Consider the following 21,898-nt stretch of genomic DNA (forward strand, 5'->3'; position numbering starts at 1 on the left):
TCGTCGCATCCGCCGTTCTTCTGCTCAAGAGAAAAAGCTGAGAATTTCGGGCGGATTCTGTGGAGAAACCCGGATGCGGCGGGCGCACGATCGATCTACGCACCGCATCCCGCGGACCCGAATCGGAAGGAACCGACCATGAGCACGACCCCCGCCCGCCCCGGCGACCAGACCCAGACCGCAGCCGAGCTGGAGGCCGAGTGGGCCGCCGACCCGCGGTGGAGCGGCATCCGCCGCGACTACACCGCGGAGGACGTCGTCGCGCTGCGCGGGCCGGTCCGCGAGGAGGCGACGCTCGCCCGTCGTGGCGCCGAGCGGCTGTGGGAGTCGATCCTCGCCAACTCCGAGAACCCCGAGCACTGGATCGCCGCCCTGGGCGCCCTCACCGGCAACCAGGCCGTGCAGCAGGTGCGCGCGGGCCTCGAGGCCATCTACCTCTCCGGCTGGCAGGTCGCCGCCGACGCGAACCTCTCCGGCCAGACCTACCCCGACCAGAGCCTCTACCCGGCCAACTCGGTGCCGGCCGTCGTGCGCCGAATCAACAACGCGCTGCAGCGCGCCGCGCAGATCGAGTTCGCCGAGACCGGCGAGACGAGCCGCGACTGGATGGCGCCGATCGTCGCGGATGCCGAGGCCGGCTTCGGCGGCCCGCTCAACGCCTACGAGCTCATGCACCAGATGATCCAGGCGGGCGCGGCGGGCGTGCACTGGGAGGACCAGCTGGCCTCCGAGAAGAAGTGCGGCCACATGGGCGGCAAGGTGCTCGTGCCCACCAGCCAGCACATCCGCACCCTCAACGCGGCCCGGCTCGCGGCCGACGTCGCGGGCACCCCGACCGTCATCATCGCCCGCACCGACGCGCTCGCCGCGACGCTGCTCACGAGCGACCACGACGAGCGCGACCGCGAGTTCCTCACCGGCACCCGCACGGCCGAGGGCTTCTACGAGGTGCAGAACGGCATCGGTCCGGTCATCGCCCGCGGTCACGCCTACGCGCCGTACGCCGACCTGCTGTGGGTCGAGTCGGCCGAGCCCGACCTCGAGCTCGCGCGGGCCTTTGCCGAGTCGATCCACTCCGAGTTCCCCGAGCAGAAGCTGTCGTACAACTGCTCGCCCAGCTTCAACTGGAAGCGCCACCTCGACGACGACCAGATCGCGAAGTTCCAGCGCGAGCTCTCCGCCATGGGGTACGCCTTCCAGTTCATCACCCTCGCCGGCTTCCACTCCCTCAACCACGGGATGTTCGAGCTCGCGAAGGACTACTCGGCGCGGCACATGACCGCCTACGTCGAGCTGCAGGAGGCGGAGTTCGCCTCCGAGAAGAGCGGCTACACCGCCACCAAGCACCAGCGCGAGGTGGGCACCGGCTACTTCGACCGGATCGCCACCGCGCTCAACCCCGACTCGGCCACCCTCGCCCTCGTGGGCAGCACCGAGTCCGACCAGTTCCACTGACCCTCGATGGCCATAGACATGTCTCTGACCCGATAGACACCGGCACGCGGGTGTCCAACTGGTCGCTAGACATGTCTATGGCCTCCGAAACCACACGGAGACTTGAGATGAACGCACGGATGGAGGTGCTCGGCCCGCAGGGCGAGCGCTTCGACGAGATCCTCACCCCGGAGGCGCTGCGCTTCCTCACGCGGCTGCACGACCGCTTCGTCGGCCGCCGGCACGAGATCCTCGCCACCCGGATGGAGCGGCGTCGGGCGATCGAGAACGGACGCGACCTGCGCTTCCTGCCCGAGACCCGCGAGATCCGCGAGGACCCGGAGTGGCGCGTCGCCGGCGCCGGCCCCGGCCTCGAGGACCGCCGCGTGGAGATCACCGGCCCGACCGACCGCAAGATGACGATCAACGCCATGAACTCGGGCGCCAAGGTCTGGCTCGCCGACCACGAGGATGCGATGAGCCCCACCTGGGCGAACGTCGTGGGCGGCCAGCTCAACCTGTTCGACGCGATCCGTCGGCAGGTCGACTTCACGAGCCCCGAGGGCAAGGAGTACCGCCTCGGCGAGCAGACCCCGACGATCGTGTTCCGCCCGCGCGGCTGGCACCTCGTCGAGAAGCACCTGCGCTACACGGACGCCCCCGGCATCGCCGGCCCCGCGTCCGGTTCGCTCGTCGACTTCGGCCTGTACGCATTCCACAACGCGCATGAGCTGATCGCGCGCGGCTCGGGGCCGTACTTCTACCTGCCGAAGCTCGAGTCGCACCTCGAGGCGCGGCTGTGGGACGACGTCTTCAGCTTCACCGAGGAACTGCTCGGCATCCCGCACGGCACCATCCGCGCGACGGTGCTCATCGAGACGATCCCGGCGGCCTTCGAGATGGAGGAGATCCTCTACGAGCTGCGCGACCACTGCGCGGGCCTCAACGCGGGACGGTGGGACTACATCTTCTCGATCATCAAGAACTTCCGCGGGCGCGGGGCGGCGTTCACCCTGCCCGACCGCGCGCGGATCACGATGACCGTGCCGTTCATGCGCGCCTACACCGAGCTGCTCGTCGCCACCTGCCACAAGCGGGGGGCGCATGCGATCGGCGGCATGAGCGCGTTCATTCCGAACCGCCGCGACCCCGAGGTCACCGCCCGGGCGCTCGAGCAGGTCTCCGCCGACAAGCGCCGGGAGGCCGGCGACGGTTTCGACGGCACCTGGGTGGCGCATCCCGACCTCATCGACACGGCCCGCGCCGAGTTCGACGCCGTGCTCGGCGACAAGCCCAACCAGGTGGACCGCCTGCGCGACGACGTGCACGTCGAGGCCCGCGAGCTCGTCGATCTGCGCATCGACGGCGAGGTGACGGATGCCGGGGTCGCCGCGAACGTGTCGATCGCGTTGCGCTACCTCGAGTCGTGGTTGCGGGGCGTCGGCGCCGCGGCGATCGACAACCTCATGGAGGACGCCGCGACCGCGGAGATCAGCCGCTCGCAGCTGTGGCAGTGGATCCGTCAGGGCACCGTCACGAAGGAGGGCACCAAGGTGACCGCCGCCCACGTCGAGAACCTGCTCGGTGCGGCGCTCGCCGAGCACCGCACCGAGGACGGCCGCTTCGACGACGCTGCGGAGCTCGTGCGGGGCCTCGCCCTCGGCGAGGAGTTCCCCACCTTCCTCACGATCGAGGCGTACTCGCGCTTCCTCGTGGAGCCCGAGGTGACCGCGGCCCTCGAGGCGCGTTCGACGGGTCCGATCCCGGTGGGCGAGGGGCGGGCCGCCTGATGCGCATCGTGCTGGTCGGTCCTCCCGGTGCGGGCAAGGGCACGCAGGGCGAGCTCGTCGCCGAACGGCTGAACGTGCCGCGCATCGTCGTCGGCGACCTGCTCCGCGCCCACATCGCCGACGGCACCGCGCTCGGCGAGCGGGCGAGGGCCTACGTCGACCGCGGCGAGCTGGTGCCCGACCATCTCGTGGTGGGCATCGTCGAGCAGGAGCTCGAGCCGCACACCTCGGGCTTCGTGCTCGACGGCTTCCCGCGCTCGGTCATCCAGGCCCGGCTGCTCGATCGCTTCCTGCGGGCGCGCGCCGCCGAGCTCGACGTCGCGCTGCACTTCGACGTCGAGGATGCCGTGCTCGCCTCGCGGCTGTCGGCTCGCGAGCGCGCCGACGACACCCCCGAGGTGATCGCGACGCGCATCGGCGGCTTCCGCGCCGCCGAGGAGGCCCTGCTCGAGCACTACCGCGGTCGGGTCGTCGAACTGGATGCCGTGGGCGAGGTCGACGAGGTCTTCGAGCGGCTGCTCGACGGGCTGCGCGAGGCGCTCATCGCGGCCTGATCTGTGAGTCCTCTCCGAGAGGTGTCAACACTGTTGACACCTCTCGGAGGCGTGTCCAGACTTGTCCTGAGCCTCGACGTCGAGGCCGCAGAAAGGACAGGTCATCATGGCCAAGGACAAGCCCCTCACCGCGAAGTCGTCGGTCGGCGACTGGCTCAGGCATCCGGTCGGCGGCGAGCTGCTCCGGGAGCTGCTCGCGCAGGGCGGCCAGACCGAGAAGGCGCTCGCGCCGGTCAAGCTGTTCCCCCTGCAGCGCCTCGTCGCCCTCAGCAAGGGCCAGCTCCCGCAGGCGGTCATCGACGAGATGGTCGTCAAGGTCAACGGCGGGGTCGCTCCCGTCGAGGAGGAGGACGACGCCACCGCCCCCACGGCATCCGCCTGGGTCGAGCGGGTCACGCCGGGTCGCTTCGCCGGCAAGACCGTCGTCGTCACGGGAGCCGGCTCGGGCATCGGCAGGGCGACCGCGTCGCGTGTCGCACGCGAGGGCGGCCGGGTCATCGCGGTCGACGTCTCGCAGCCGCGCCTCGACGAGTTCGCCGCCGAGCACGCGGGCGACGACGTCGCGATCGTCGCGGGCGACATCACGGACCCCGACTCGGTCGCCGCGATCGTGGCGGCGGCGGGCGGCCGGATCGACGCGCTCGCCAACGTCGCGGGGATCATGGACGACATGACGCCGCTGCACGAGGTGACGGACGCCGTCTGGGACCGCGTCATGAACGTCAACGTCGACGGCATGTTCAAGCTGACGCGCGCCGTGCTGCCCCTCATGCTCGAGGCGGGCGGCGGGTCGATCGTCAACGTCGCCTCCGAGGCGGCGCTGCGCGGCTCGGCCGCGGGCCTCGCCTACACGACCTCGAAGCACGCGGTCGTCGGGCTCACCCGCTCGAGCGCGTTCATGTATGCCGGCAAGGGCATCCGCGTGAACGCGGTCGCGCCGGGAGCCGTCGCGACCAACATCGAGGCGAGCTTCGCCTCCGAGCTCGGGCAGGAGCGCGTCGGATCGCTGCTCACCACGATCCCGCCGGTCGCCGAGCCCGCGCAGCTCGCCGCATCCATCACCTGGCTGCTGAGCGACGACGCCACCAACGTGACGGGTCAGATCCTCGCCTCCGACGGAGGCTGGCAGGTGCAGTAACCCAGCCCCAGCCCTCACCCGACATACGTGACTGGTCGGTTTCTGGCCTCAAACCACACGAATGGGGCGAGAAACCGACCAGTCAGCGTCACGGGGTGATGAGGGACTGGAGGAGGGCGCCGTAGCGGCGGACGAGGTCGGCGTGGTCGGCGGCGAGGAGCTGCTCGTCGCCCACCACCCACAGGCTGTAGAGCAGGCCGCCGACGAGGGCGGCCGCGAGGCGCGCGCGGAGCTCGGCATCCGGCCCCTCGAGTCGGGAGAGCAGGGGCGCCACGAACGCCGTCTCGTGCATGAGCCGCAGCCGCGGCGCGACGCCCTCCGACTCGCTCGCACGCAGCAGCGCCAGGAACACCCCGCGCACCTCGTCGTCGGGCGTCAGCACGTAGTCGATGAAGCGCTCCCCGAGCGTCTCGAGCGGCCCGTCGAGCAGCGGCGGGGCCGACTCGTCGACGCGCATGATCTCGAGGAACAGCCCCTCCTTCGACCCGTAGTGGCGGATGACGAGCGCCGGATCCACGCCGGCCTCGGCGGCGATGTCGCGCACCGAGGTGCCCGTGTAGCCCTTCACCGGGAAGAGCTTCGCCGCCGCCGCGCGGATCGACTCCTTGGCCGGCACGCGGGGGGTGGTCACCCGGCGACTCTATCGCTGGGGCCGCCCTCGCCCTCCGGGATGCGGCGCAGCGCGAAGCGGCCGGGGGAGGTCTGCTCCCAGCGGTAGCGCCCGCTCGCCATCCGGGAGCCGACGACGAGCTCGATCACGTCGACCACTGCGTGCAGCACGACGAGCGCGACCGCGACGGTCGACGGCAGGCCGAACGCGGCGATGAGCCACACGGCGCCGAGAATCACGACGTGCAGCACGATGACGCGCCCGTACGCGCTCCCGATCCCGCCCGGGCGCGGCGGCACCACCCGCAGCGCGAGCACCCACTGCACCGCCGTCGTCAGGAGCCACGCGAGGAGCACCCACCAAGGGTTGAAGGGCGCGCCCGGGGTGTCGGTCATGATCGGGATGAGCGTGATCCCGACGATCACGAACACCCCGTGCACGAAGGTGAACAGCCCGTAGTGCATGAGGAAGAACGCCGCCGGGAACCCGGCCTGCACGCCCTCGCCGCCGCGGGCGCGGCGCACGAGCGAGATGAACACGACCCCGCCGATGGTGATGTTCTCGAGCCAGTACAGCAGCACGATGGGACGCCAGTCCCAGCCCCACGCGAACAGGCCGACGAGCGGCAGCACGAGGTACACGGCGACGCTGAGCCAGAGCCCCGCCGTGCGCAGCGGTGCGGGGATCACGCCGCGATGCCGCGCTTCTCGAGCGAGTCCTCGACGATCGTGAGGCCCTCCATGCCCGGCAGCTTCGCGATGTGCGAGTCGACGTCGCGCACGAGCTTGCGACCCTCCGGCCCCGCGAACAGGTGGGTCATGACGTGCGTCACCTCCGACTCCTCCTGCACCCCCGAGCCCACCGGGCCCCAGAACCGCGACAGCGCGAACCGGGCGATCTTCTGCGCCTTCTTCGAGTCCTTCAGCCGGTCGCGTGCCTGGGATGCGTAGAAGGCGACGTGCCGCGTCTCCTGCCGCGCGATCCGCTTCAGCAGTTCGCCGAGCACGGGGTTGCCCTCGAGCTCCGCCATGCGCAGGTAGGCGGCGTTCGCCGACCACTCGTTGGCGGCGCCCCACGCCATGTGCACGGCGACGAAGTCGCCTCCGACGAGTCCGCCCATGATCGACTGCTTGATGGGGTCGAGGCGGTCCTTCCAGCCGAGCTTGAGGCGGGTGGCCTTGAGGATGTCGTAGTCGACGGTGATGCCGTGCTTGGCGAGCACCGCGGCGAGCGCCTCGCCGTGCCAGAACTCCTCGCGGTTCCACATCGTCATGAACGCGCCCACCTCGGGCTCGTTGTGCGAGGGGGTCGTGAGCAGGTCCCGCAGGTAGCAGGTGGTGTGGTACTCGATGTCGCACATGTAGCGCAGGGTGCGCAGCGTGTTCTCGGGCAGCGGATGCTCGTCGAAGACGTCGAAGTCGAGGTCGGCCCAGGCGACGGCATCCGAGTTCGCCGTGTACTTGTCGATGTCGAATGCCATGGGCGCTCGGGCGGTCAGCGACGGCCGCCCGCTCCTTCCTCGGGGGTGCCGGATGCGGTGCCTTCCGCCATCAAAGCACGGTTCGCGGCGCGGGATCCGCTCTTCCAGGTGTCGATGCGCCACCGCCGCCGGCCGGCCTCGCGCGCGAGGCGGCTGTCGGGGTTGACCGCGTGCGGGTGGCCGAGCAGTTCGAGCCAGACCAGGTCGGCGTGGCTGTCGCCGTAGCCGTAGGAGGCCGACAGGTCGTAGCCGCCGCGTTCGGCGTACTGCCGCAGCCAGTTGGCGCGCGCCTCGTCGACGAGCGGCGGGCGGCCGAGGTAGCCGGTGAGCTGGCCGTCCTTGACGTGCATCTGCCCGCCGACGACCTCGTCGAAGGCGGCCGCGACGGGGGCGGTGAGCGTGCCGATGGATCCCGTGACGAGCACCGTGCGGTGCCCGGCCGCGCGGTGGGCGGCGGCCCGCTCGAGCGCCGTGGTCGCGGTGTGGCCGAGCATCGTGTCGGCGTAGCCGCCGTCGACGATCTTCTCGAGGCGGGCCTGGGGCATCCCCTCGTAGCGTCGCAGGAAGGTGCGGATGAACTCGCCGCGGTCGCGTCGCTCGGCCCGCAGGTAGACGGGCAGCCGGGCGAGGATCGAGGCGACGGATGCCGGCCAGGCCGCCCAGCCCCATCCGGCGGAGCGCACCCACAGGTACTGCTCGACGAGGTTGGTGTCGACGACGGTGCCCTCGAGGTCGAAGACGGCCACGACGTCGGTGCGCTCCGGCAGCTCCTTGGCGGGCCGGCCCTCGGTGGAGCTCGCCTCGGGGCGGCGCGAGAAGGCCCGCGTGAGGGTCGTGATGGCGGGGAAGTGCACGCGCTGCAGGTAGTCCTGCCAGTCGATCGCGGCCACGTCGAAGCCGCGGTCGGCCTGCAGCTTCTTCGGGATGGCGGCGTGCAGGGCGCGCGTGTTGGTGTCGTCGAAGATGATCTCGGTCTGCACGTAGGCGCGGTACAGCTCGGCGAAGTTCTCGAGGGTCTCGAGGTCGCTGCGCCGGGTGGCGAGCTCGGCGAGCTGGGCGCGCGTGCGGGCGGTGGAGCGCCCCCGTGAGAGCTGCCGTTCGCGCCGTTCGAGCCGCGCGCGCGAGCGGCGCAGCGCGCGCTCGACCGTGCGTCCGCCCGGGAAGCGCCAGGTGGGCACCGGGATGTCGCCGCCGCGCGGGGACGGCATGGGGTTCGCCGTGAAGTACTCGCGCACGTTCTCGTACATCTGGTGGAACGGCAGCGGGTTGGTGGCGCCCGAGCTCACGTGGAAGTACTCGGGCTCGCCGCCGGGCGGGTTGGCGGCGGCGGCGAGGATGGCGTTCACGACGTGGTCGACGGGGATGAGGTCGAGCACGCTGTCGGGCAGCCCCGGGAACTCGGGCAGCAGCCCGCGGCCGTAGGCGAGGATGAGCGGGTCGGCGACCTTGAAGCCGTCGATCCAGCCGGGGAAGGGGTGCGCGAGCGCCGACTCGATGATCGCGGGCCGCACGACGGAGAGCGAGCCGCCGGTTCCCGCCCACAGCTCCTCGGCGGCGCGCTCGGCGAACGCCTTGGTGAGCGTGTAGACGTCGGTCCAGCCGAGCGACTCGGCGCGCGTGCGCCCGGCGTCCACGAGGCGCGCGGTGACCCACGCGACGCGGGCCTCCTCGCTCGCGCGGGCGACCGCCTGCGGGCCCTCCTTGCCGTGCTCGGCGCGGGCGCGGTCCATGAACTCGCGCAGCTGGTCGGGGTGGCGCGAGAGCAGTTCGACGCGCTCGCGGGCCGAACGGGCGGCCGCGTACTCGGCGCGCCAGTCGACGTCGTGGCCGAGCCGCGCTTCCGGCACGACGCCCTTCCGCAGACCCCCGACGTAGCAGGTGGAGACGTGCACGACGTGCGGGGTGGAACCGGATGCCCGCAGCGCCTCGTACAGCCCGATGGCGCCGCCGACGTTGGTGTCGAAGGCCTGGTCGATGGGCGGGTCGAACGACACGGTGGAGGCGGAGTGGATGACCACGTCGATGTCGCCGGGCAGCTCGGGCACCGAGCCGAGGCCGCCCTCGACGATGCGGATGCGGCGGGCCACGGCATCCTCGACACCCGCCTCGCCGACGGCCGCGCGCCAGGCCTTGAAGACGGGCTTCCGCAGCAGGGTGCGCAGCCGGTCGTCGCCGCCCGCCGAGCCCTTGGTGCGCACGAGCAGCGAGATCGTGGTGCCCGGATGCGTCGACAGCAGCCGCTCGAGCACGGCCTGCCCGACGAAGCCGGTGCCGCCCGTGAGGAAGACGTGGGCGTCGCCGAGCTCGGTCTTCGCGCGCTTCGGCGTCACGGCACGAGCCTCGCGACGACGGTGCGGCCCTCCGCCGCGCCGAGGCCGGGCAGCGCGGCGAGCCGTTCGCCGATCCGCGCGGTGGCATCCCGTCCCTCGGCGTCGCCGAACACGAAGGCCTCGAAGAAGCTGCGGTCGGCCGCGGGGATCTCGGTGGCGCCGATCGGCCAGGCCGCCTGTGCGATGGCCTTCTTGGCGAGCCGCACGGCGCGCCTCGAGGCGGCGAGCTTGTGCTCGGCCTCCTCGGCGAGGAAGCGCACGTGGCGGTCCTTCACCGCGAGCAGGGTGGTGGCGATCGAGGAGAGCACGGATGCCGCCTCGCCGAGCCGCCGGTAGGCGACCTCCGAGATGAGCTCGTCGACGAGCCCCGTGCTGACGTGCCCGGCGACGATGTCGGCTCCCGCGATGTTCCCGGCGATGGCCCGCCGGATCGGCCCGCGCCGTTCGGCCCGTTCGGAAGAGGTGCGTCGGAGCGGGCCGCTGAGCGGGGTCGTCTCGACGCCGACCGCGGCGAGCACCGTGTCGAGGGCGTCGGCGATCCAGTACTTCTCGAACGCCCAGGTCGCGAGGAACGCGGTGACCCGGGCGTCCTTGTGGGTCGCGGTCACGAGCAGGTTCCGCATCCGCTCGAGGGTCCCGCGCTCGAGGTCGCGCAGCACCCGGATGAGGCGCACGACGTCGGGGGCGAGCCCTTCGCGGGCGATCTCGTCGCCGTCGATCTCGGCGCGGTGGCTTCCGCGTGCGGTCGCCGCGAACTCCCGCACGTCGAACGGTTCGGTCACCGTCGTTGCTCGGGGGGTCATGCGGGTGGTGGGCCTTCCTGACGGGCGCGCACGGGAGGGGCACGCCTCGGAATGACCGTATCGTAAGCCATATGCCCATCGCTCTCGTGACCGGCGCCACCGCCGGCATCGGCGCCGCGTTCGCCCGCGCCCTCGCCGCCCGCGGCTACGATCTCGTGCTCGTCGCGCGCACCCAGTCGCGCCTCGAGGAGTCGGCCGAGCAGCTGCGCGCGACGGGCCGCCAGGTGGAGGTGCTCGTGGCCGACCTCGGCCGCGACATCGACGTGCACCGGGTGGCGCGCCGCCTCGACGACCGCGAGCGTCCCGTCGACCTGCTCGTGAACAATGCCGGTTACGGCATGAAGTCGCGGCTCGGCAACCCCGACCTGGTCGAGGCGTCGGATGCGATGAGCGTCATGATGCACACCCCGCTCGTGCTCTCGGCGGCGGCGGTGCCCGGCATGCGCGACCGCGGGCGCGGCTCGGTCATCAACGTCGCGAGCATCGCCGGCTACCTCAACATGGGCCTCTACTCGGCGATCAAGGCGTGGTTCCGCGTCTACAGCGAGAGCCTCGCGAACGAGTTGCACGGCACGGGCGTCACCGTCACCGCGCTCATGCCCGGCTGGGTGCGCACCGAGTTCCACGACCGCGCCGCGATCCGCAAGTCGTCGATCCCCTCGTGGCTGTGGCTCGAGGCGGATGCCCTGGTCGCGACGTGCCTGCGGGATGCGGAGCGCGGCCGGGTGCTGTCGATGCCCACCCTGCGCTACCGCTTCCTCGCGTGGCTGCTGCGGCACCTGCCGCCGCGCACCGTGCGCTGGGTCTCGCGGAAGATCTCGGGCTCTCGCCACCGCGACACGGCGTAGGTCGGCGCGCGTATCGACGTCGGAGTCCAGGGTCTCCGTCCCGAACAGCTGAATCGCGCTAGGGCGATCCTGCGCGACAAGATCGTCACCTCGCCTGAGGGGGAGATGAACGGCCAGGGGATGAAGGTCTACCCCGGGTAAGCGAAAGGCCTCGGAGAACCCAGGGCCAGCGCTCGTGCGCGGACTACGCCACCTCGGGGTCTGCGCTCGCGTTCAACGCCCGCACGATCGCGACGAGCCCGTCGACCTCCGCCTCCGGGAAGAGCGACGCGGGCCCGGCGGGTGCGTGGTCGGTGAAGGGTGACTCGAAGAGCCGACCGGGTTCCATGACCCCGTTGCGGGTCAGTTCGTCGACGATGAGGGTGACGAACCGGATCTGGTCGAGTGTGAATCGGGTGTCGTCGAGGTACTGCGCAAACGCGTCCTGCACGGTGGCGCGGTCGAGCCCGACCAGCGAGCGGATGAACGCGCCCAGCCCCTCCGATTCCGCGCGAGCAAGCGCGCCGGCGTCGGCGCCCGCGGCGACGAGCATCCGTTCGAGCGCCTCGATGTCGCTGCGGGTGAGCGCGCGCCCGCGCCGGAGGCGCTGGAGGGCGAGGTCGTCGTCGTGTTCGCGCAGGTACGCGCGGGCTTTCGCGCGGAAGCGTTCGAAGTCGACGCCGGGGGTGAGGCCGGGCAGGGCGATCTCTTCCGCTTCGCCGAGCACGTCTTCGAGGTCGGCGTATACGGGGTCGCGGCGGGTTTTGGCGGGGATGCGGATGAGCCCCCGCAGTCGGATGCGCACCAGTTCGAGCTCGGCGAGGGCGACGTGCTGCCACCAGCCGTCGTCGGCGAGCTGTTCGAGCAGGGGGGCGTGCGCGGCGATGGCGGGGATCGCGGTGTTCGCGAGCAGCCAGTGCGCGATGTCTTGGATGGTGGCGCGCAGTCGTTCCGCGTGCGCGTGGTCGCCGTCGAGCTGGGCGAGTTGGCGGCGCAGGATGAGCAGGTCGAAGCGTTTGGCGTCGTCGTCTTCGTCGCGCACCGCCGTGGGCAGCCCGGCGAGGGTGCTGGCGAGTTCTGCGTCGTCCGGGGTGAGCGCATCCCAGGCGCTGCGGGCCGCGAAGCGTTCGAGCGCCATCCGGTGCGGGCGCACGAGGAAGTTGTCGAGGTTCATGCCGGCGACGGCGTCGTGCAGCGTTGTGGCGGTCGCGTCGCGCAGTTGCGGGTCGTGGTCGTCGATGCCGACGAGGAGCGCGACGCGGGCCGCGAAGATCCGCTGGGTGAGCGAGGGTTGCACGCGGCCTTCGGAGCTCGGCAGGTCCTGGCTGAAGTATTCGAGGTTGCCGCAGAAGTCGAACACCAGGAAGTCGCGTTTGTCGCGCCCTGGCCCGAACACGTCGGGGGAGAGGCGGGTGCCGCGCCCGATCATCTGCCAGAACTTCGACTTCGAGCGCACGGCTTTGAAGAACACCAGGTTGAGCACCTCGGGCACGTCGATGCCGGTGTCGAGCATGTCGACGCTGATGGCGATGTCGGGTTGTTTGGCGGGCTGCGAGAAGTCGTCGATGAGGGTTTGGGCGTACGCGGTCTGGTGGGTGATGACGCGCGCGGTCTTGCCGGCGAGCTCCGGGTAGGCGTGGTCGAAGCGCTGCTGGATGAATTCGGCGTGGCGCTGGTTGGCGGCGAAGATGATCGTCTTGCCGATGCGGTCGCCGCCTGCCACGTGGTGGCCGCGGGTGACGAGCGTTTCGAGCACCTTGTCGACGGTGTCTTCGTTGAACAGGAAGCGGTTCAGTTCGCCGGCGCCGATCTCGGTGGGGATTGCGCCGTCGTCGCCCCAGTCGAGCTGGTCCCACTGGTCTTTCTCGTCGTCGCTCAGCTCGTCGTAGCGGATGCCGTCGCGCACGAAGCTGAGGGGTACCGCGACCCCGCGCGGGGGAACGAGGTAGCCGTCGCGCACGGCCTCTTCGAGCGTGTACGCGTCGGTGGGCACGCCGTCTTCGAGGTGGAACAGCCGGTAGGTGTTGTGGTCGACCTCGTCTTTCGGGGTGGCAGTGAGGCCGACGAGCATCGCGTCGAAGTAGTCGAAGATGGCCGCGTATTTGGCGTAGACGGAGCGGTGGGCTTCGTCGATGACGATGAGGTCGAAGTGGCCCGGCCCGAACCGCCGCCCCGCATCGTCGGTCTCGTCGATGAGGTTCATCATCGTCGGGTAGGTGGAGACGTAGACGCGGCCTTCGGTCTGCTTCTCGGTGACGAGGTTGACGGTGGTGGTGCCCGGAAGGTGCGCGGTGAAGGCGTTGGCGGCCTGCGTGACGAGCGCGGCGCGGTCGGCGAGGAACAGTACGCGCTTGACCCATCCGCGTTCCTGCAGCTGTTTGACGAGCGCGATGACGGTGCGGGTCTTGCCGGAGCCGGTGGCCATCACGAGCAGGGCTTCGCGCTGTTTGCGGTCGAACGCGTCGCCGACAGCCGCGATGGCGCGCCGCTGGTAGGGCCGTTCGACGATCGCCGCGTCGATGGCGGCGGATGCGAGGGGCAGTCGGGTGGTGCGGCGTTGAATGGTGAGTTCGAGTTCGTCCGCCGTCATGAACCCGGCGACCTGGCGCGGGGGGTAGCCGGCGGCGTCATCCCACAGCCAGTGCTGGTAGCCGTTGGTGGTGTAGATGACGGGCCGCCGCCCGGTCGTCGCCTGGAGTCGTTCGGCGTACAGTTCGGCCTGGCGTTGGCCGTCTTGGGGGCTGCGGCGGGTGCGTTTGGCTTCGACGACGGCGAGCGGCAGGCCGTCGGCGCCCCACAGCACGTAGTCGGCATAGCCGGTGCCGAGTGCGTTCGGCATCCCGGTCACCTCGTGCTCGACGGTTGCGACGCCCGCGTGCGGCCCGGGGGTGCCGGCGTCGCGGATCGTCCATCCGGCTTCCCGCAGCAGCAAGTCGATGAAGAGGTCGCGCGTGTCGTCTTCGCGCACGTCGAGGGGTGCGGGTGCTGCCGCGGCCTGTGCGGTGGCGATCTGTGCTTTGAGTTCGTCGATCTCGGCCGTGAGCTGGGCGTTCTGTTCCCGCAGTGCGGTGGCGGCCGCATCCTGTTGCTGGAAGCGGGCGAGCAGTTGCCGCACCTCGTTCGGGGTGAGCGGCGCTGCTTTCGCGGCGAGGGCCGGGTCGAACGGGGTTGCGGTGGGTGCGGCGGCCGGATGCGGCGAGTGGTGGGCGCTCGCCCACAGCATCAGCAGGTACACCTCGCGCACGAGGCCGAGCGCGTCGCGCGGGGTCGGGGCGATCGTCTTGTGCACGGCGTCGTTGCCGAGCTTGCGCACGTAGTTGAGTTTCGCGGTGACGGCGGGGCCGGTGCGGGCCGTGAGGGCGGGGGCGTTCGTCTTGGCCGCGAGGTCGTCTTTGTAGGGCAGCGGGAGGCTGAGCACCTTGTAGAGGTAGTCGACGAGCAGTTCGACGGCCCGGCGACCGTAGATGCAGGCGGCCCGCGGGTCACTCGTGAGGTACGACTCGGCGCGTGCGCAGTCTTCGTGGAGGTGCGGGATGCTCTGCCGCACGAACTCGAAATTGCCCATCTGAGGTCGCGGCCTACTCGAAGAAGTCCTCGTTGAGGCGGACGATCTCGACGGCGCGATCGACTTCGACCCCGACTCGATGCTTGATCATGAGTTCCGCAAGGCGGAGCCCATCAACGAGCGCGATGTCATGGGAGACGCGCTCGGCGGCTTCGATGGCGCCATCGGCGAATCGGCTGGTTGTGAAGAAGACGCCTGTTGCTGCGCCTCTCGTCGCGAGTGCTCCGACGAACTCCTGGACTGCGGGCCGCCCGACTGTAGCGTCGGCGTACCGCTTGGCCTGGATGTAGATACGGCTGAGGCCGAGCTCGTCGCGGTCAACGACGCCGTCGATTCCGCTGTCTCCGGGCCCCCTCAGCTTGGAAAGCTGACCTTCCCGCCCGTAACCCATTTTGACGAGGAGTTGACGCACCACGCGCTCGAAGAACCTCGGGTCACCTTCCTTGAGGCGGGTGAGGAGCTGTGTCTTGATGTCCTCCTCGACCTCACTAATCGCGTCGTCGATCCGCTCGTCGGGTGTCTGCGCGTCAGTCGTGTGATCGTCGATCTCGCCTGTGGTTGCAATGCGAATGTCGCCCGACCGTATTCGACGTCTTGGCACATACTCGTCCCACGCCGGGAGGGCCTCGAGGTCAGCCTTGGTGAACCCAGCAGGGTGATCGGCCAGGAACGTACGGCCTGCATCGGTGATGCGAAACACCCCGCGGCGGATCGACTCGATCAAGCGAGCGCGGGTCAGCTCCGACTTCGCCCAGCCGACCCTGTTCTCCGCCGCATAGTGACCCGAGGTACCGTACTGGAGTTCTCGCAGCTCTTGGCTGACTCCTGCCGCGTCGAGGGTCGCCACGACGAGGTCCTGCCGGGTCCATTCGTTGCCATCTGCGATCACTTGCAAGAGCGGAAGCGCGAGTTGGCCATGCTGGGGGATACCGGCGTCGGTGAGGTTGATGTCCGTCATGACCCTGCCCTTGCGCCCGTGATGTTCATGTCAGCCTCTCTCGGTGAGAATGCGTTGCACGGCGGCGAGGTCGACGGGCACGTCGTTCTCGACCGTGTTCCAGAGGGTGTGCCAGTCGATGCTGTCGCCGTAGATGTGGCCGATCTTGTCGCGGGTTCCCATGAGGGCGCGCCAGCGCACCGCGGGGTGCGCCGCACGGAAGGTGTCGGGCAGGTCTTTCGCGGCGTTGCCGATCTGGATGAGCGCGGCGAGCGCGGCGTAGCGGTTGACGAAGTCGGTGCCGAGGAAGGCGTCGCGGCCGCGCCCGGCGAGGTCGACGCATTCGGCGAGGTGGCGTTCGATGGCGCCGAGGTTCGCGTCGATTCGGCCGTCGCGGTCGGCCGCTTTCGGGTCGACGCTCATGCGGCGCTCGTGGGGCGCAGCTCGACGGCGGTGGCGAGCATCTCGGCGGATGCGGTGCGTGCCGACAGCACCTCGACCTCGACGCCGAGCAGCTGCGCGACTTCGTCTTCCAGGTGGAACAGGTCGAAGAGCGAGGTGGTGGGGGCGGGGTCGACGAGCAGGTCGAGGTCGGAGTCGACGGTGTCGCGCCCTTTGGCGACGGAGCCGATCACCCGCACGCGGGTGGCGCCGTTGCGTTCGGCGATCTGCAGCACCTCGGCCTCGTGCCCGCGCAGCGCCTCGGAGGGTGTGGGGCGCATGGCGGCGATCAGCCGCTCGCGTACCTCGGGGGAGGGCACTTTGGCGCCCGACTCGTATGCCGCGATGTTGGGTCGCGCGGTGCCGGCGCGCGCCGCCAGCTCGGCCTGGGTGAGCCCCGCCGCGAGCCGCATCGCCCGAATCTCGGTCATGTATATGAATATACGGATGCCGCGACCGTGTGCCTAGAGTCCGCCCGAGAACGCGCGCGACTGCAGCGACGCGAACAGCTCGTCGTCGGCCGCGAGCGCCCGCTCGACGCGGGCGCGCTCGGCGTCGATCGCGGCGGCGCGTGCGGCGAATGCGTCCTGCTCGGCGAGTGGAGGAACGAGCATCGGGAATCGGGACAGCTGGCCCTTGTTGATCGTCGCTATGCCGGTGGTCTGCTTTGCGACCTTGAGGAAGTAGCTCCGGCCTGAGGGGGAGCTGATGTAAGCGGCCGCGAAATCCGAGCGCAGGTCGGTTGTGATCCGAACCCTGAATATGTGGTTCTGGTGAATCGCAAGCGGGATCTCGTTTCGCCAGACGGTGCCGCGGCCGAGCTTGTCCGGGTCGCCACCCTCAGTGAGCACCAGATCTCCATCCACAAGACGGAACCGTTCGATCTCATCAGTGGTAGCGGGGATCGTCTTGACCGTGTCCAGCGCCAGCGCTCCGGCCTGAACGTTCGCCACGGCCAAGTACGGAACCTCGATAGTGGGGCCGGTGGTTTTCCTCCCCTTTGTCACCCCTGAGGTGATCTCAGCGAGGTCGCCGAGATGCTGTGTCGGCGATGAGGACCCTCCGAAAAGGTCGCGGAAGGTTGCCAAGGTCAGCGAGCCGAGCTGGGTGAGCAGCGCCCGGCGCTTGGCGCGAATCGAGTCGGCGGCGTCGAGGATCGCGGCGATCCGCCGCTGCTCGTCGAGCGGCGGCATCACGAACTGAAGATCGCGCAGGAAGGCGGCCGGGACACGACGTTGTCCCGCGCTCCCGGTCATCCGTGCTGCGCCGGTCATACGCACTCCAGGCTGCCGAAGGAGATGCAGGGCGAAGCGTCGGTCCAGCCGTTCACCCGGGCGAATCACATGGAACTCGGTCGAGCCGACCCCTATCGCATGATCGAGTTCGGCGATGCCAACTTTTCCGTTCTCCCAGGACGGCGTGATTCTTGCTGCTAGGAGGTCCGCATTCTCGAACACGGTGTAGCCCTTGGACACATCAGCGAACCGACGTGAGCGCAGCGGAATCGCACAAGCGCTGATCGCGTCCAACTCAGCGAGGCCGACGAACGAGACTTGTTGCTCGGGCGGCACGGGACGCGCTGGCGGGTTTATCTCGGCAACCTCGCCAAGCGTGACGACCGTCACCCGAGCATCGCCTTCAGCTCAGCGACGCCCGCCTCGATCTCGGCGTTCAGTGTCTCGATGTCGGCGAGGATGTCGAGCGGGTTGCGGTGCTCGACCTCCTCGTGCACGATCTCGCGGTAGCGGTTGAGCGAGAGGTCGTAGCCCTGGGCGGCGATCTCCGCCTTCGGCACGGTGAACGACTGCTCGGTGCGGGCGCGGTCGCGCTCGGCGCCGACGCGCTCCGGCCAGCGGGCGAGCGCATCCGGCAGGTCGTTCGCGTCGACCGGCATCCGCTTGTCGTCGAGGCTGAAGCCGTCGGCGCGCACGTCGTAGAACCACACCTCGTCGGTACCACCCGAATCGGTGCGCTGGAAGAACAGGACCGCCGTCGACACCCCCGCATACGGTCGGAAGACACCCGACGGCAGCTTCACCACTGCATCCAGCTTCTGCTCCTCCACGAGCGCCCTGCGTAGCGCCTTGTGGGCGGTCGACGAACCGAACAGCACGCCATCCGGCACGATCACCGCGGCACGCCCACCCGGCTTCAGCAGCTTGAGGAACAGTGCCAGAAACAGCAGCTCCGTCTTCTTCGTCTTCACCACCCGGGTGAGATCCTTCGCGATGCCGTCCGCATCCAGCGAGCCCGCGAACGGCGGGTTCGCCAGGATCAGCGTGTACTTTGCGGCGTCGCCCGACGCCGACTCCGACAGCGAATCCTGGTAGCGGATGTCGGGCGCCTCCACCCCGTGCATGAGCATGTTCATGCTGCCGATGCGCAGCATCGTCGAATCGAAGTCGTAGCCGTGGAACATGCTGCGGTGGAAGTGCTCACGCTGGGTCGCATCCAGCAGCGCCTCCGGATGCCGCTCCCGCAGGAACTCGCTCGCCGCCACCAGGAACCCGGCCGTGCCGCAGGCAGGGTCGACGATCTCGTCAGCCGGCGTCGGCGCCATCAGCTCCACCATGAACTGGATGATGTGGCGCGGGGTGCGGAACTGCCCGTTCACGCCCGCCGAGGCGATCTTCCCGAGCAGGTACTCGTAGAGGTCGCCGTTGGTGTCGCGGTCGTTCATCGGCAAGGCGTCGACCATGTCGACTACGCGCGAAAGCAGGGCGGGCGTCGGGATGGTGAAGCGCGCATCCTTCATCTGCTGCGAATACGTGGAGCCGTCGCCACCGAGCTCACGCAGCAACGGGAACACCCGCTCGCCGACCGTGCGGAACATCGCCTCCGGTTCGGTGTTCTTGAACACGCTCCACCGCAGTTCCTGCTGAGCGGCGTCGAAGTACAGCGGCTCGGGCTTGCCGGTCACGCGTGCCTTCTGCTCGGCCCGGGTGGTGAGGTCGTCGAGACGGCGGATGAACAGCAGGTAGGTGATCTGCTCGATCACCTCCAGCGGGTTGCTGATGCCGCCCGACCAGAAGGCGTCCCAGACGCGGTCGACTCTGCTTTTCAGCTCACCGGTGATCACCCCGGCAGCCTATGACGGCTGTGGTGGGTAGTGCGTCCCGCGCAGGTCCCCCCTCAGGCGTCGCCGAGCAGGCGCGCCCCGCGCACCGCGGCATCCGTGCGGGTCGATGCCCCGAGCTTGCGCAGGATCGCCGTGACGTGCACGCTCACCGTCTTGGGGCTGAGGTAGAGCCGTTCGCCGATCTGCCGGTTGCTGAGCCCCTCGGCGACGAGGGCGAGCACCTCGCGCTCGCGGGCGGTCAGGCCTCCGGCCGCACCCGCAGCCGACCCCCCGCCCCCTCCGAGCCGCGACGCGAGCTCCCGGGCGAGGCGCACGTCCCTGCTCGCCCCGAACCCGCGCGCGAGCTCGAGCGAACGCTCCGCGTCGGCGCGCGCGGCCTCGCGGTCGCCGGCCGACGCGTGCGCCTCGGCCCGCCGCCGCAGCACGTGGGGCAGCACCCAGCGGTGCACGCGCGGTTGGTCGAGCGCGACGACCGCCGCATCCCACGCCTCGACCTCGTCGGGCGAGAGCGCGGCGTCGGCGAGCACCGCCCACGCCTCGAAGTGCGGGATCGCGCGCAGCGCCGTGCGGGCCCCGGCGAGGAACGCGGCCGCGGCATCCGCGGGCGTGCCCGTGCGGCGGGCCGCGTCGAGGGTCTCGGCGGCGGCGAGCACGTGCGCCGGCAACTCGGACACGATGATCTCGGCGAGCTCGCCGTGCAGGCTGGTGAGGGCCGTCTCGGCCTGGGCGATCTCGCCCTCGGCGGCGGCGATCGCGGCGGTGATCGCGCGCTGCCCCCAGCGCTCCTCGGCCTGGTCGACCGCCACGTCGTCCAACAGCTCGCGGTGGTTCCAGAGACGCGCGCGGGCGGATGCCGGGTCGTCGCGCAGCACGTCGAGGCGCGCGAGCTGGCGCACCGAATAGCTGACAAACGTCGAATCGGTGCCCTGGGTCGCAGACCGCTCAGCCATCTCCGCCGCCTCCTCCAGGAAGCCGAGCGCCGCGGCGTCGTCGGCGAGGTTCGCGGCGATGAGCGCCGCCCACCCCCGCTGCCCGTAGGCGTCGGCGCGGGCGAGGGCGTCGCGCCCCAACTCGGCGGCCTCCGCGAACAGCCCCAGGCGGTGCAGGGTGTCGGCGGTGTTGAGCGCGAGCCGCAGTTCCAGCTCGGGCGAGGCGATCGTGTGGGTGCGCACCCAGCCGAGGTGCTCGAGCGCCGCGTCGACGTCGCCGCGCTCCATGGCGCTCATGTTGATGAGGTGGCGTACGTAGCCCTCCACCCCGGCGTCGCCCGTCAGGGAGGCGAGGCGCAGCGCCTCGGCGCGATGCTCGGCGGCGAGCTCGACATCCCCCAGCTGCTCGGCGGCGTCGACCACGTTGGCGTGCAGGGTGGCGCGGTGCTCGAGCGTGCGCAGATCGTCGACGTCGGCAAGGCAGGCGGCCGCCTCGAGGCCATACTCGATCGCGTCGCGTGCCCGGCGGCCGTTGATCGCGTGGGACACGCGTCGCACCAGCAGCTCGCCCCTGCCGCGTCGGTCGTCGGGGGTGAGCAGGGTCTCGGCGACGTCGAGCAGGGTGTCGGCGCGGGAGGTGCGGCCGGCCTCCGTCCAGGCGGTCGCGGCATTGACCAGCAGCAGCGCGCGGGTGACGCCGGAGCGCTCCGCCGCATCCGGAACCGAGGGCCACAGCTCGACGAGCTGCTCGAGGATCGCCGCCTCGGTCTCGGTGGCGTAGGTGGCCTGCGCGTCGCCGAGCGCGAGGAGGTAGGCGTCGAAGGCGAGCGAGGGCTCGTGCGCGTCGAGCCAGTGCCGTGCCAGGTCGCCGGCGCGCGCGGGATCGTGGGCGGCCTCGAGGGTGCGCGCGTAGGCGCGGTGCACGCGGTCGCGCTCGCCGGGCAGCAGCTCCTGGGCGACGGCCTCCTGGCTGAGGGCGTGGCGGAAGGCGTAGGTGTCGCCGCGGATCACGAGGATGCCGCCCGCGACCGCCTCGTCGATCGACGCGTCCAGCTCCGCGTCGTCGAGCCCGAGCTCCGCCGCGACCCCGCGCAGCAGCCGGTGGTCGACGTCGACGCTCGCCGCGATCATCCGCAGCACCCGTCGGGTGGGGTCGCTCATGCGGTCGTAGCGGGCCAGCACGAGCTCGCGGAGGTTGGCGGGCAGTTGCTGTTCGCTCAGCCCGAGCAGCTCCTCGACGAAGAAGGGGATGCCGTCGCTGCGTTCCGTGATGCGGTCGAGCTCGATGCCGTGCAGGGCGCGGCCGAGCTGCGCCGAGCCGATCTCCGCGATGGCCTCGCGCGCGAGCCGTGCGGGCTCGATGCGGGTCGCGAGGCGCCCGCGGTCGAGGTCGGCGAGGAAGGGCCGGAGCGGGTGTCCGCGGCCGACGTCGTCGGAGCGGTACGACATCACGAGCAGACGCCTGCCCGTGGAGCGGTAGCGCAGCACGGCGCCGAGGAACCCGATGGTCGACGGGTCGACCCAGTGCAGGTCCTCGAACACGACCACGAGGGGACGCTCGGCCGAGAGGTTCTCGAGCAGCAGGTCGAGCGCCTCGTGCACGCGCACCGGCGAGAGGGCGTCGCCGGAGGTGGTGCCCCCGGGGAGCAGACCGGCGAGGGTGCGGGCGACGGGTGCGAGGGCGGCGTCGAAGCGCTCCTGCCCCACGACCGCGGGCAGGTTCCGCAGGATCTGCCGCACCGGAAGGTAGGCGGCCAGCTCCTGGGCCTCGTAGCAGTTGCCGACCACGACATCCGCGCGCTCGGCGAGGGAGTCGACGAACTCGGCGATGAGGCGGGTCTTGCCGATGCCCGCCTCGCCGCTCACGACGACCGCGCGCTGCCCGCCGGCCTCGACCGCACCGAGCGCCGCGGCGAGCTGGTCCAGCTCGTCGGTGCGCTGCACGGCGGCGCGGCCCGCGGGAGAGGTCACACCTGATTCT

At 70.6% G+C, this 21,898-nt stretch carries 17 protein-coding genes; 5 read left to right on the top strand and 12 right to left on the bottom strand.

What is annotated here, in order from left to right:
* Window positions 1–138 precede the first annotated feature (138 nt).
* The 4 genes from aceA to D7I47_RS07180 all read left to right on the top strand — a co-directional run bounded on the left by aceA (window position 139) and on the right by D7I47_RS07180 (window position 4,916).
* A complete protein-coding gene (gene aceA, locus D7I47_RS07165) occupies window positions 139–1,455 on the top strand; it encodes an isocitrate lyase (RefSeq protein ID WP_120762401.1) in 1,317 nt (438 codons plus the stop codon).
* Between the two features lie 107 nt (window positions 1,456–1,562).
* On the top strand, window positions 1,563–3,224 hold the full coding sequence (gene aceB / locus D7I47_RS07170; protein WP_120762402.1) for a malate synthase A: 1,662 nt from the start codon (window positions 1,563–1,565) through the stop codon (window positions 3,222–3,224).
* On the top strand, window positions 3,224–3,778 hold the full coding sequence (locus tag D7I47_RS07175) for an adenylate kinase family protein (RefSeq protein ID WP_120762403.1): 555 nt from the start codon (window positions 3,224–3,226) through the stop codon (window positions 3,776–3,778). The genes aceB and D7I47_RS07175 overlap by 1 nt, the downstream gene beginning before the upstream one ends.
* 106 nt (window positions 3,779–3,884) lie before the next feature.
* On the top strand, window positions 3,885–4,916 hold the full coding sequence (locus D7I47_RS07180; RefSeq protein ID WP_120762404.1) for an SDR family NAD(P)-dependent oxidoreductase: 1,032 nt from the start codon (window positions 3,885–3,887) through the stop codon (window positions 4,914–4,916).
* 88 nt (window positions 4,917–5,004) lie between these two features.
* Here D7I47_RS07180 and D7I47_RS07185 read toward each other — a convergent pair whose 3' ends face one another.
* From D7I47_RS07185 to D7I47_RS15035, 5 genes are read right to left on the bottom strand one after another with little or no spacing between them, the layout of a single operon-like run.
* On the bottom strand, window positions 5,005–5,547 hold the full coding sequence (locus tag D7I47_RS07185; protein WP_120762405.1) for a TetR/AcrR family transcriptional regulator: 543 nt from the start codon (window positions 5,545–5,547) through the stop codon (window positions 5,005–5,007).
* Window positions 5,544–6,215 carry a DUF6498-containing protein gene (locus D7I47_RS07190; RefSeq protein WP_120762406.1) on the bottom strand — a complete coding sequence of 224 codons (672 nt, stop codon included), beginning with the start codon at window positions 6,213–6,215 and terminating at the stop codon, window positions 5,544–5,546. The genes D7I47_RS07185 and D7I47_RS07190 overlap by 4 nt, the downstream gene beginning before the upstream one ends.
* Complete coding sequence (locus tag D7I47_RS07195) at window positions 6,212–7,006, bottom strand: ferritin family protein (protein WP_120762407.1); 795 nt, start codon at window positions 7,004–7,006, stop codon at window positions 6,212–6,214. Before D7I47_RS07195 ends, D7I47_RS07190 begins: the two co-directional genes overlap by 4 nt.
* A gap of 14 nt (window positions 7,007–7,020) precedes the next feature.
* On the bottom strand, window positions 7,021–9,336 hold the full coding sequence (locus D7I47_RS07200) for an SDR family oxidoreductase (protein WP_120762408.1): 2,316 nt from the start codon (window positions 9,334–9,336) through the stop codon (window positions 7,021–7,023).
* Complete coding sequence (locus D7I47_RS15035) at window positions 9,333–10,118, bottom strand: hypothetical protein (protein WP_120762409.1); 786 nt, start codon at window positions 10,116–10,118, stop codon at window positions 9,333–9,335. Before D7I47_RS15035 ends, D7I47_RS07200 begins: the two co-directional genes overlap by 4 nt.
* Before the next feature lie 92 nt (window positions 10,119–10,210).
* Between D7I47_RS15035 and D7I47_RS07210 the strand changes: the two genes are divergently transcribed.
* On the top strand, window positions 10,211–10,987 hold the full coding sequence (locus D7I47_RS07210; protein ID WP_120762410.1) for an SDR family NAD(P)-dependent oxidoreductase: 777 nt from the start codon (window positions 10,211–10,213) through the stop codon (window positions 10,985–10,987).
* 184 nt (window positions 10,988–11,171) lie between these two features.
* Here D7I47_RS07210 and D7I47_RS07215 read toward each other — a convergent pair whose 3' ends face one another.
* Genes D7I47_RS07215 through D7I47_RS07245 form a run of 7 tightly spaced genes read right to left on the bottom strand, consistent with a single transcriptional unit; the run spans window position 11,172 to window position 21,888 of the window.
* On the bottom strand, window positions 11,172–14,531 hold the full coding sequence (locus D7I47_RS07215) for a DEAD/DEAH box helicase family protein (protein ID WP_120762411.1): 3,360 nt from the start codon (window positions 14,529–14,531) through the stop codon (window positions 11,172–11,174).
* A gap of 13 nt (window positions 14,532–14,544) precedes the next feature.
* Window positions 14,545–15,489, bottom strand: coding sequence for a restriction endonuclease (locus D7I47_RS07220; protein WP_120762412.1), 945 nt, complete (start codon window positions 15,487–15,489; stop codon window positions 14,545–14,547).
* Between the two features lie 30 nt (window positions 15,490–15,519).
* Entirely contained in the window at window positions 15,520–15,891 is a 372-nt protein-coding gene (locus D7I47_RS07225) for a HepT-like ribonuclease domain-containing protein (RefSeq protein ID WP_120762413.1), read from the bottom strand.
* Entirely contained in the window at window positions 15,888–16,340 is a 453-nt protein-coding gene (locus tag D7I47_RS07230; protein ID WP_120762414.1) for an XRE family transcriptional regulator, read from the bottom strand. The genes D7I47_RS07225 and D7I47_RS07230 overlap by 4 nt, the downstream gene beginning before the upstream one ends.
* Before the next feature lie 33 nt (window positions 16,341–16,373).
* Window positions 16,374–17,534 carry a restriction endonuclease subunit S gene (locus D7I47_RS07235; protein WP_120762415.1) on the bottom strand — a complete coding sequence of 387 codons (1,161 nt, stop codon included), beginning with the start codon at window positions 17,532–17,534 and terminating at the stop codon, window positions 16,374–16,376.
* Window positions 17,531–18,988: a type I restriction-modification system subunit M gene (locus D7I47_RS07240; protein WP_120762416.1), complete on the bottom strand. Its 1,458-nt coding sequence runs from the start codon at window positions 18,986–18,988 to the stop codon at window positions 17,531–17,533. The genes D7I47_RS07235 and D7I47_RS07240 overlap by 4 nt, the downstream gene beginning before the upstream one ends.
* Before the next feature lie 53 nt (window positions 18,989–19,041).
* On the bottom strand, window positions 19,042–21,888 hold the full coding sequence (locus D7I47_RS07245) for a helix-turn-helix transcriptional regulator (protein WP_170154368.1): 2,847 nt from the start codon (window positions 21,886–21,888) through the stop codon (window positions 19,042–19,044).
* Window positions 21,889–21,898 lie beyond the last annotated feature (10 nt).

Origin of the sequence: Protaetiibacter intestinalis, assembly GCF_003627075.1 — a bacterium.
GTDB lineage: Bacteria > Actinomycetota > Actinomycetes > Actinomycetales > Microbacteriaceae > Homoserinibacter > Homoserinibacter intestinalis.

Bases quoted from the DNA above. Each gene is read 5' to 3' on its own strand.
- aceA (WP_120762401.1), top strand. From the start codon at position 139: ATGAGCACGACCCCCGCCCGCCCCGGCGACCAGACCCAGACCGCAGCC.
- aceB (WP_120762402.1), top strand. From the start codon at position 1,563: ATGAACGCACGGATGGAGGTGCTCGGCCCGCAGGGCGAGCGCTTCGAC.
- D7I47_RS07175 (WP_120762403.1), top strand. From the start codon at position 3,224: ATGCGCATCGTGCTGGTCGGTCCTCCCGGTGCGGGCAAGGGCACGCAG.
- D7I47_RS07180 (WP_120762404.1), top strand. From the start codon at position 3,885: ATGGCCAAGGACAAGCCCCTCACCGCGAAGTCGTCGGTCGGCGACTGG.
- D7I47_RS07195 (WP_120762407.1), bottom strand. From the start codon at position 7,006: ATGGCATTCGACATCGACAAGTACACGGCGAACTCGGATGCCGTCGCC.
- D7I47_RS07210 (WP_120762410.1), top strand. From the start codon at position 10,211: ATGCCCATCGCTCTCGTGACCGGCGCCACCGCCGGCATCGGCGCCGCG.
- D7I47_RS07215 (WP_120762411.1), bottom strand. From the start codon at position 14,531: ATGGGCAATTTCGAGTTCGTGCGGCAGAGCATCCCGCACCTCCACGAA.
- D7I47_RS07220 (WP_120762412.1), bottom strand. From the start codon at position 15,489: ATGACGGACATCAACCTCACCGACGCCGGTATCCCCCAGCATGGCCAA.
- D7I47_RS07225 (WP_120762413.1), bottom strand. From the start codon at position 15,891: ATGAGCGTCGACCCGAAAGCGGCCGACCGCGACGGCCGAATCGACGCG.
- D7I47_RS07230 (WP_120762414.1), bottom strand. From the start codon at position 16,340: ATGACCGAGATTCGGGCGATGCGGCTCGCGGCGGGGCTCACCCAGGCC.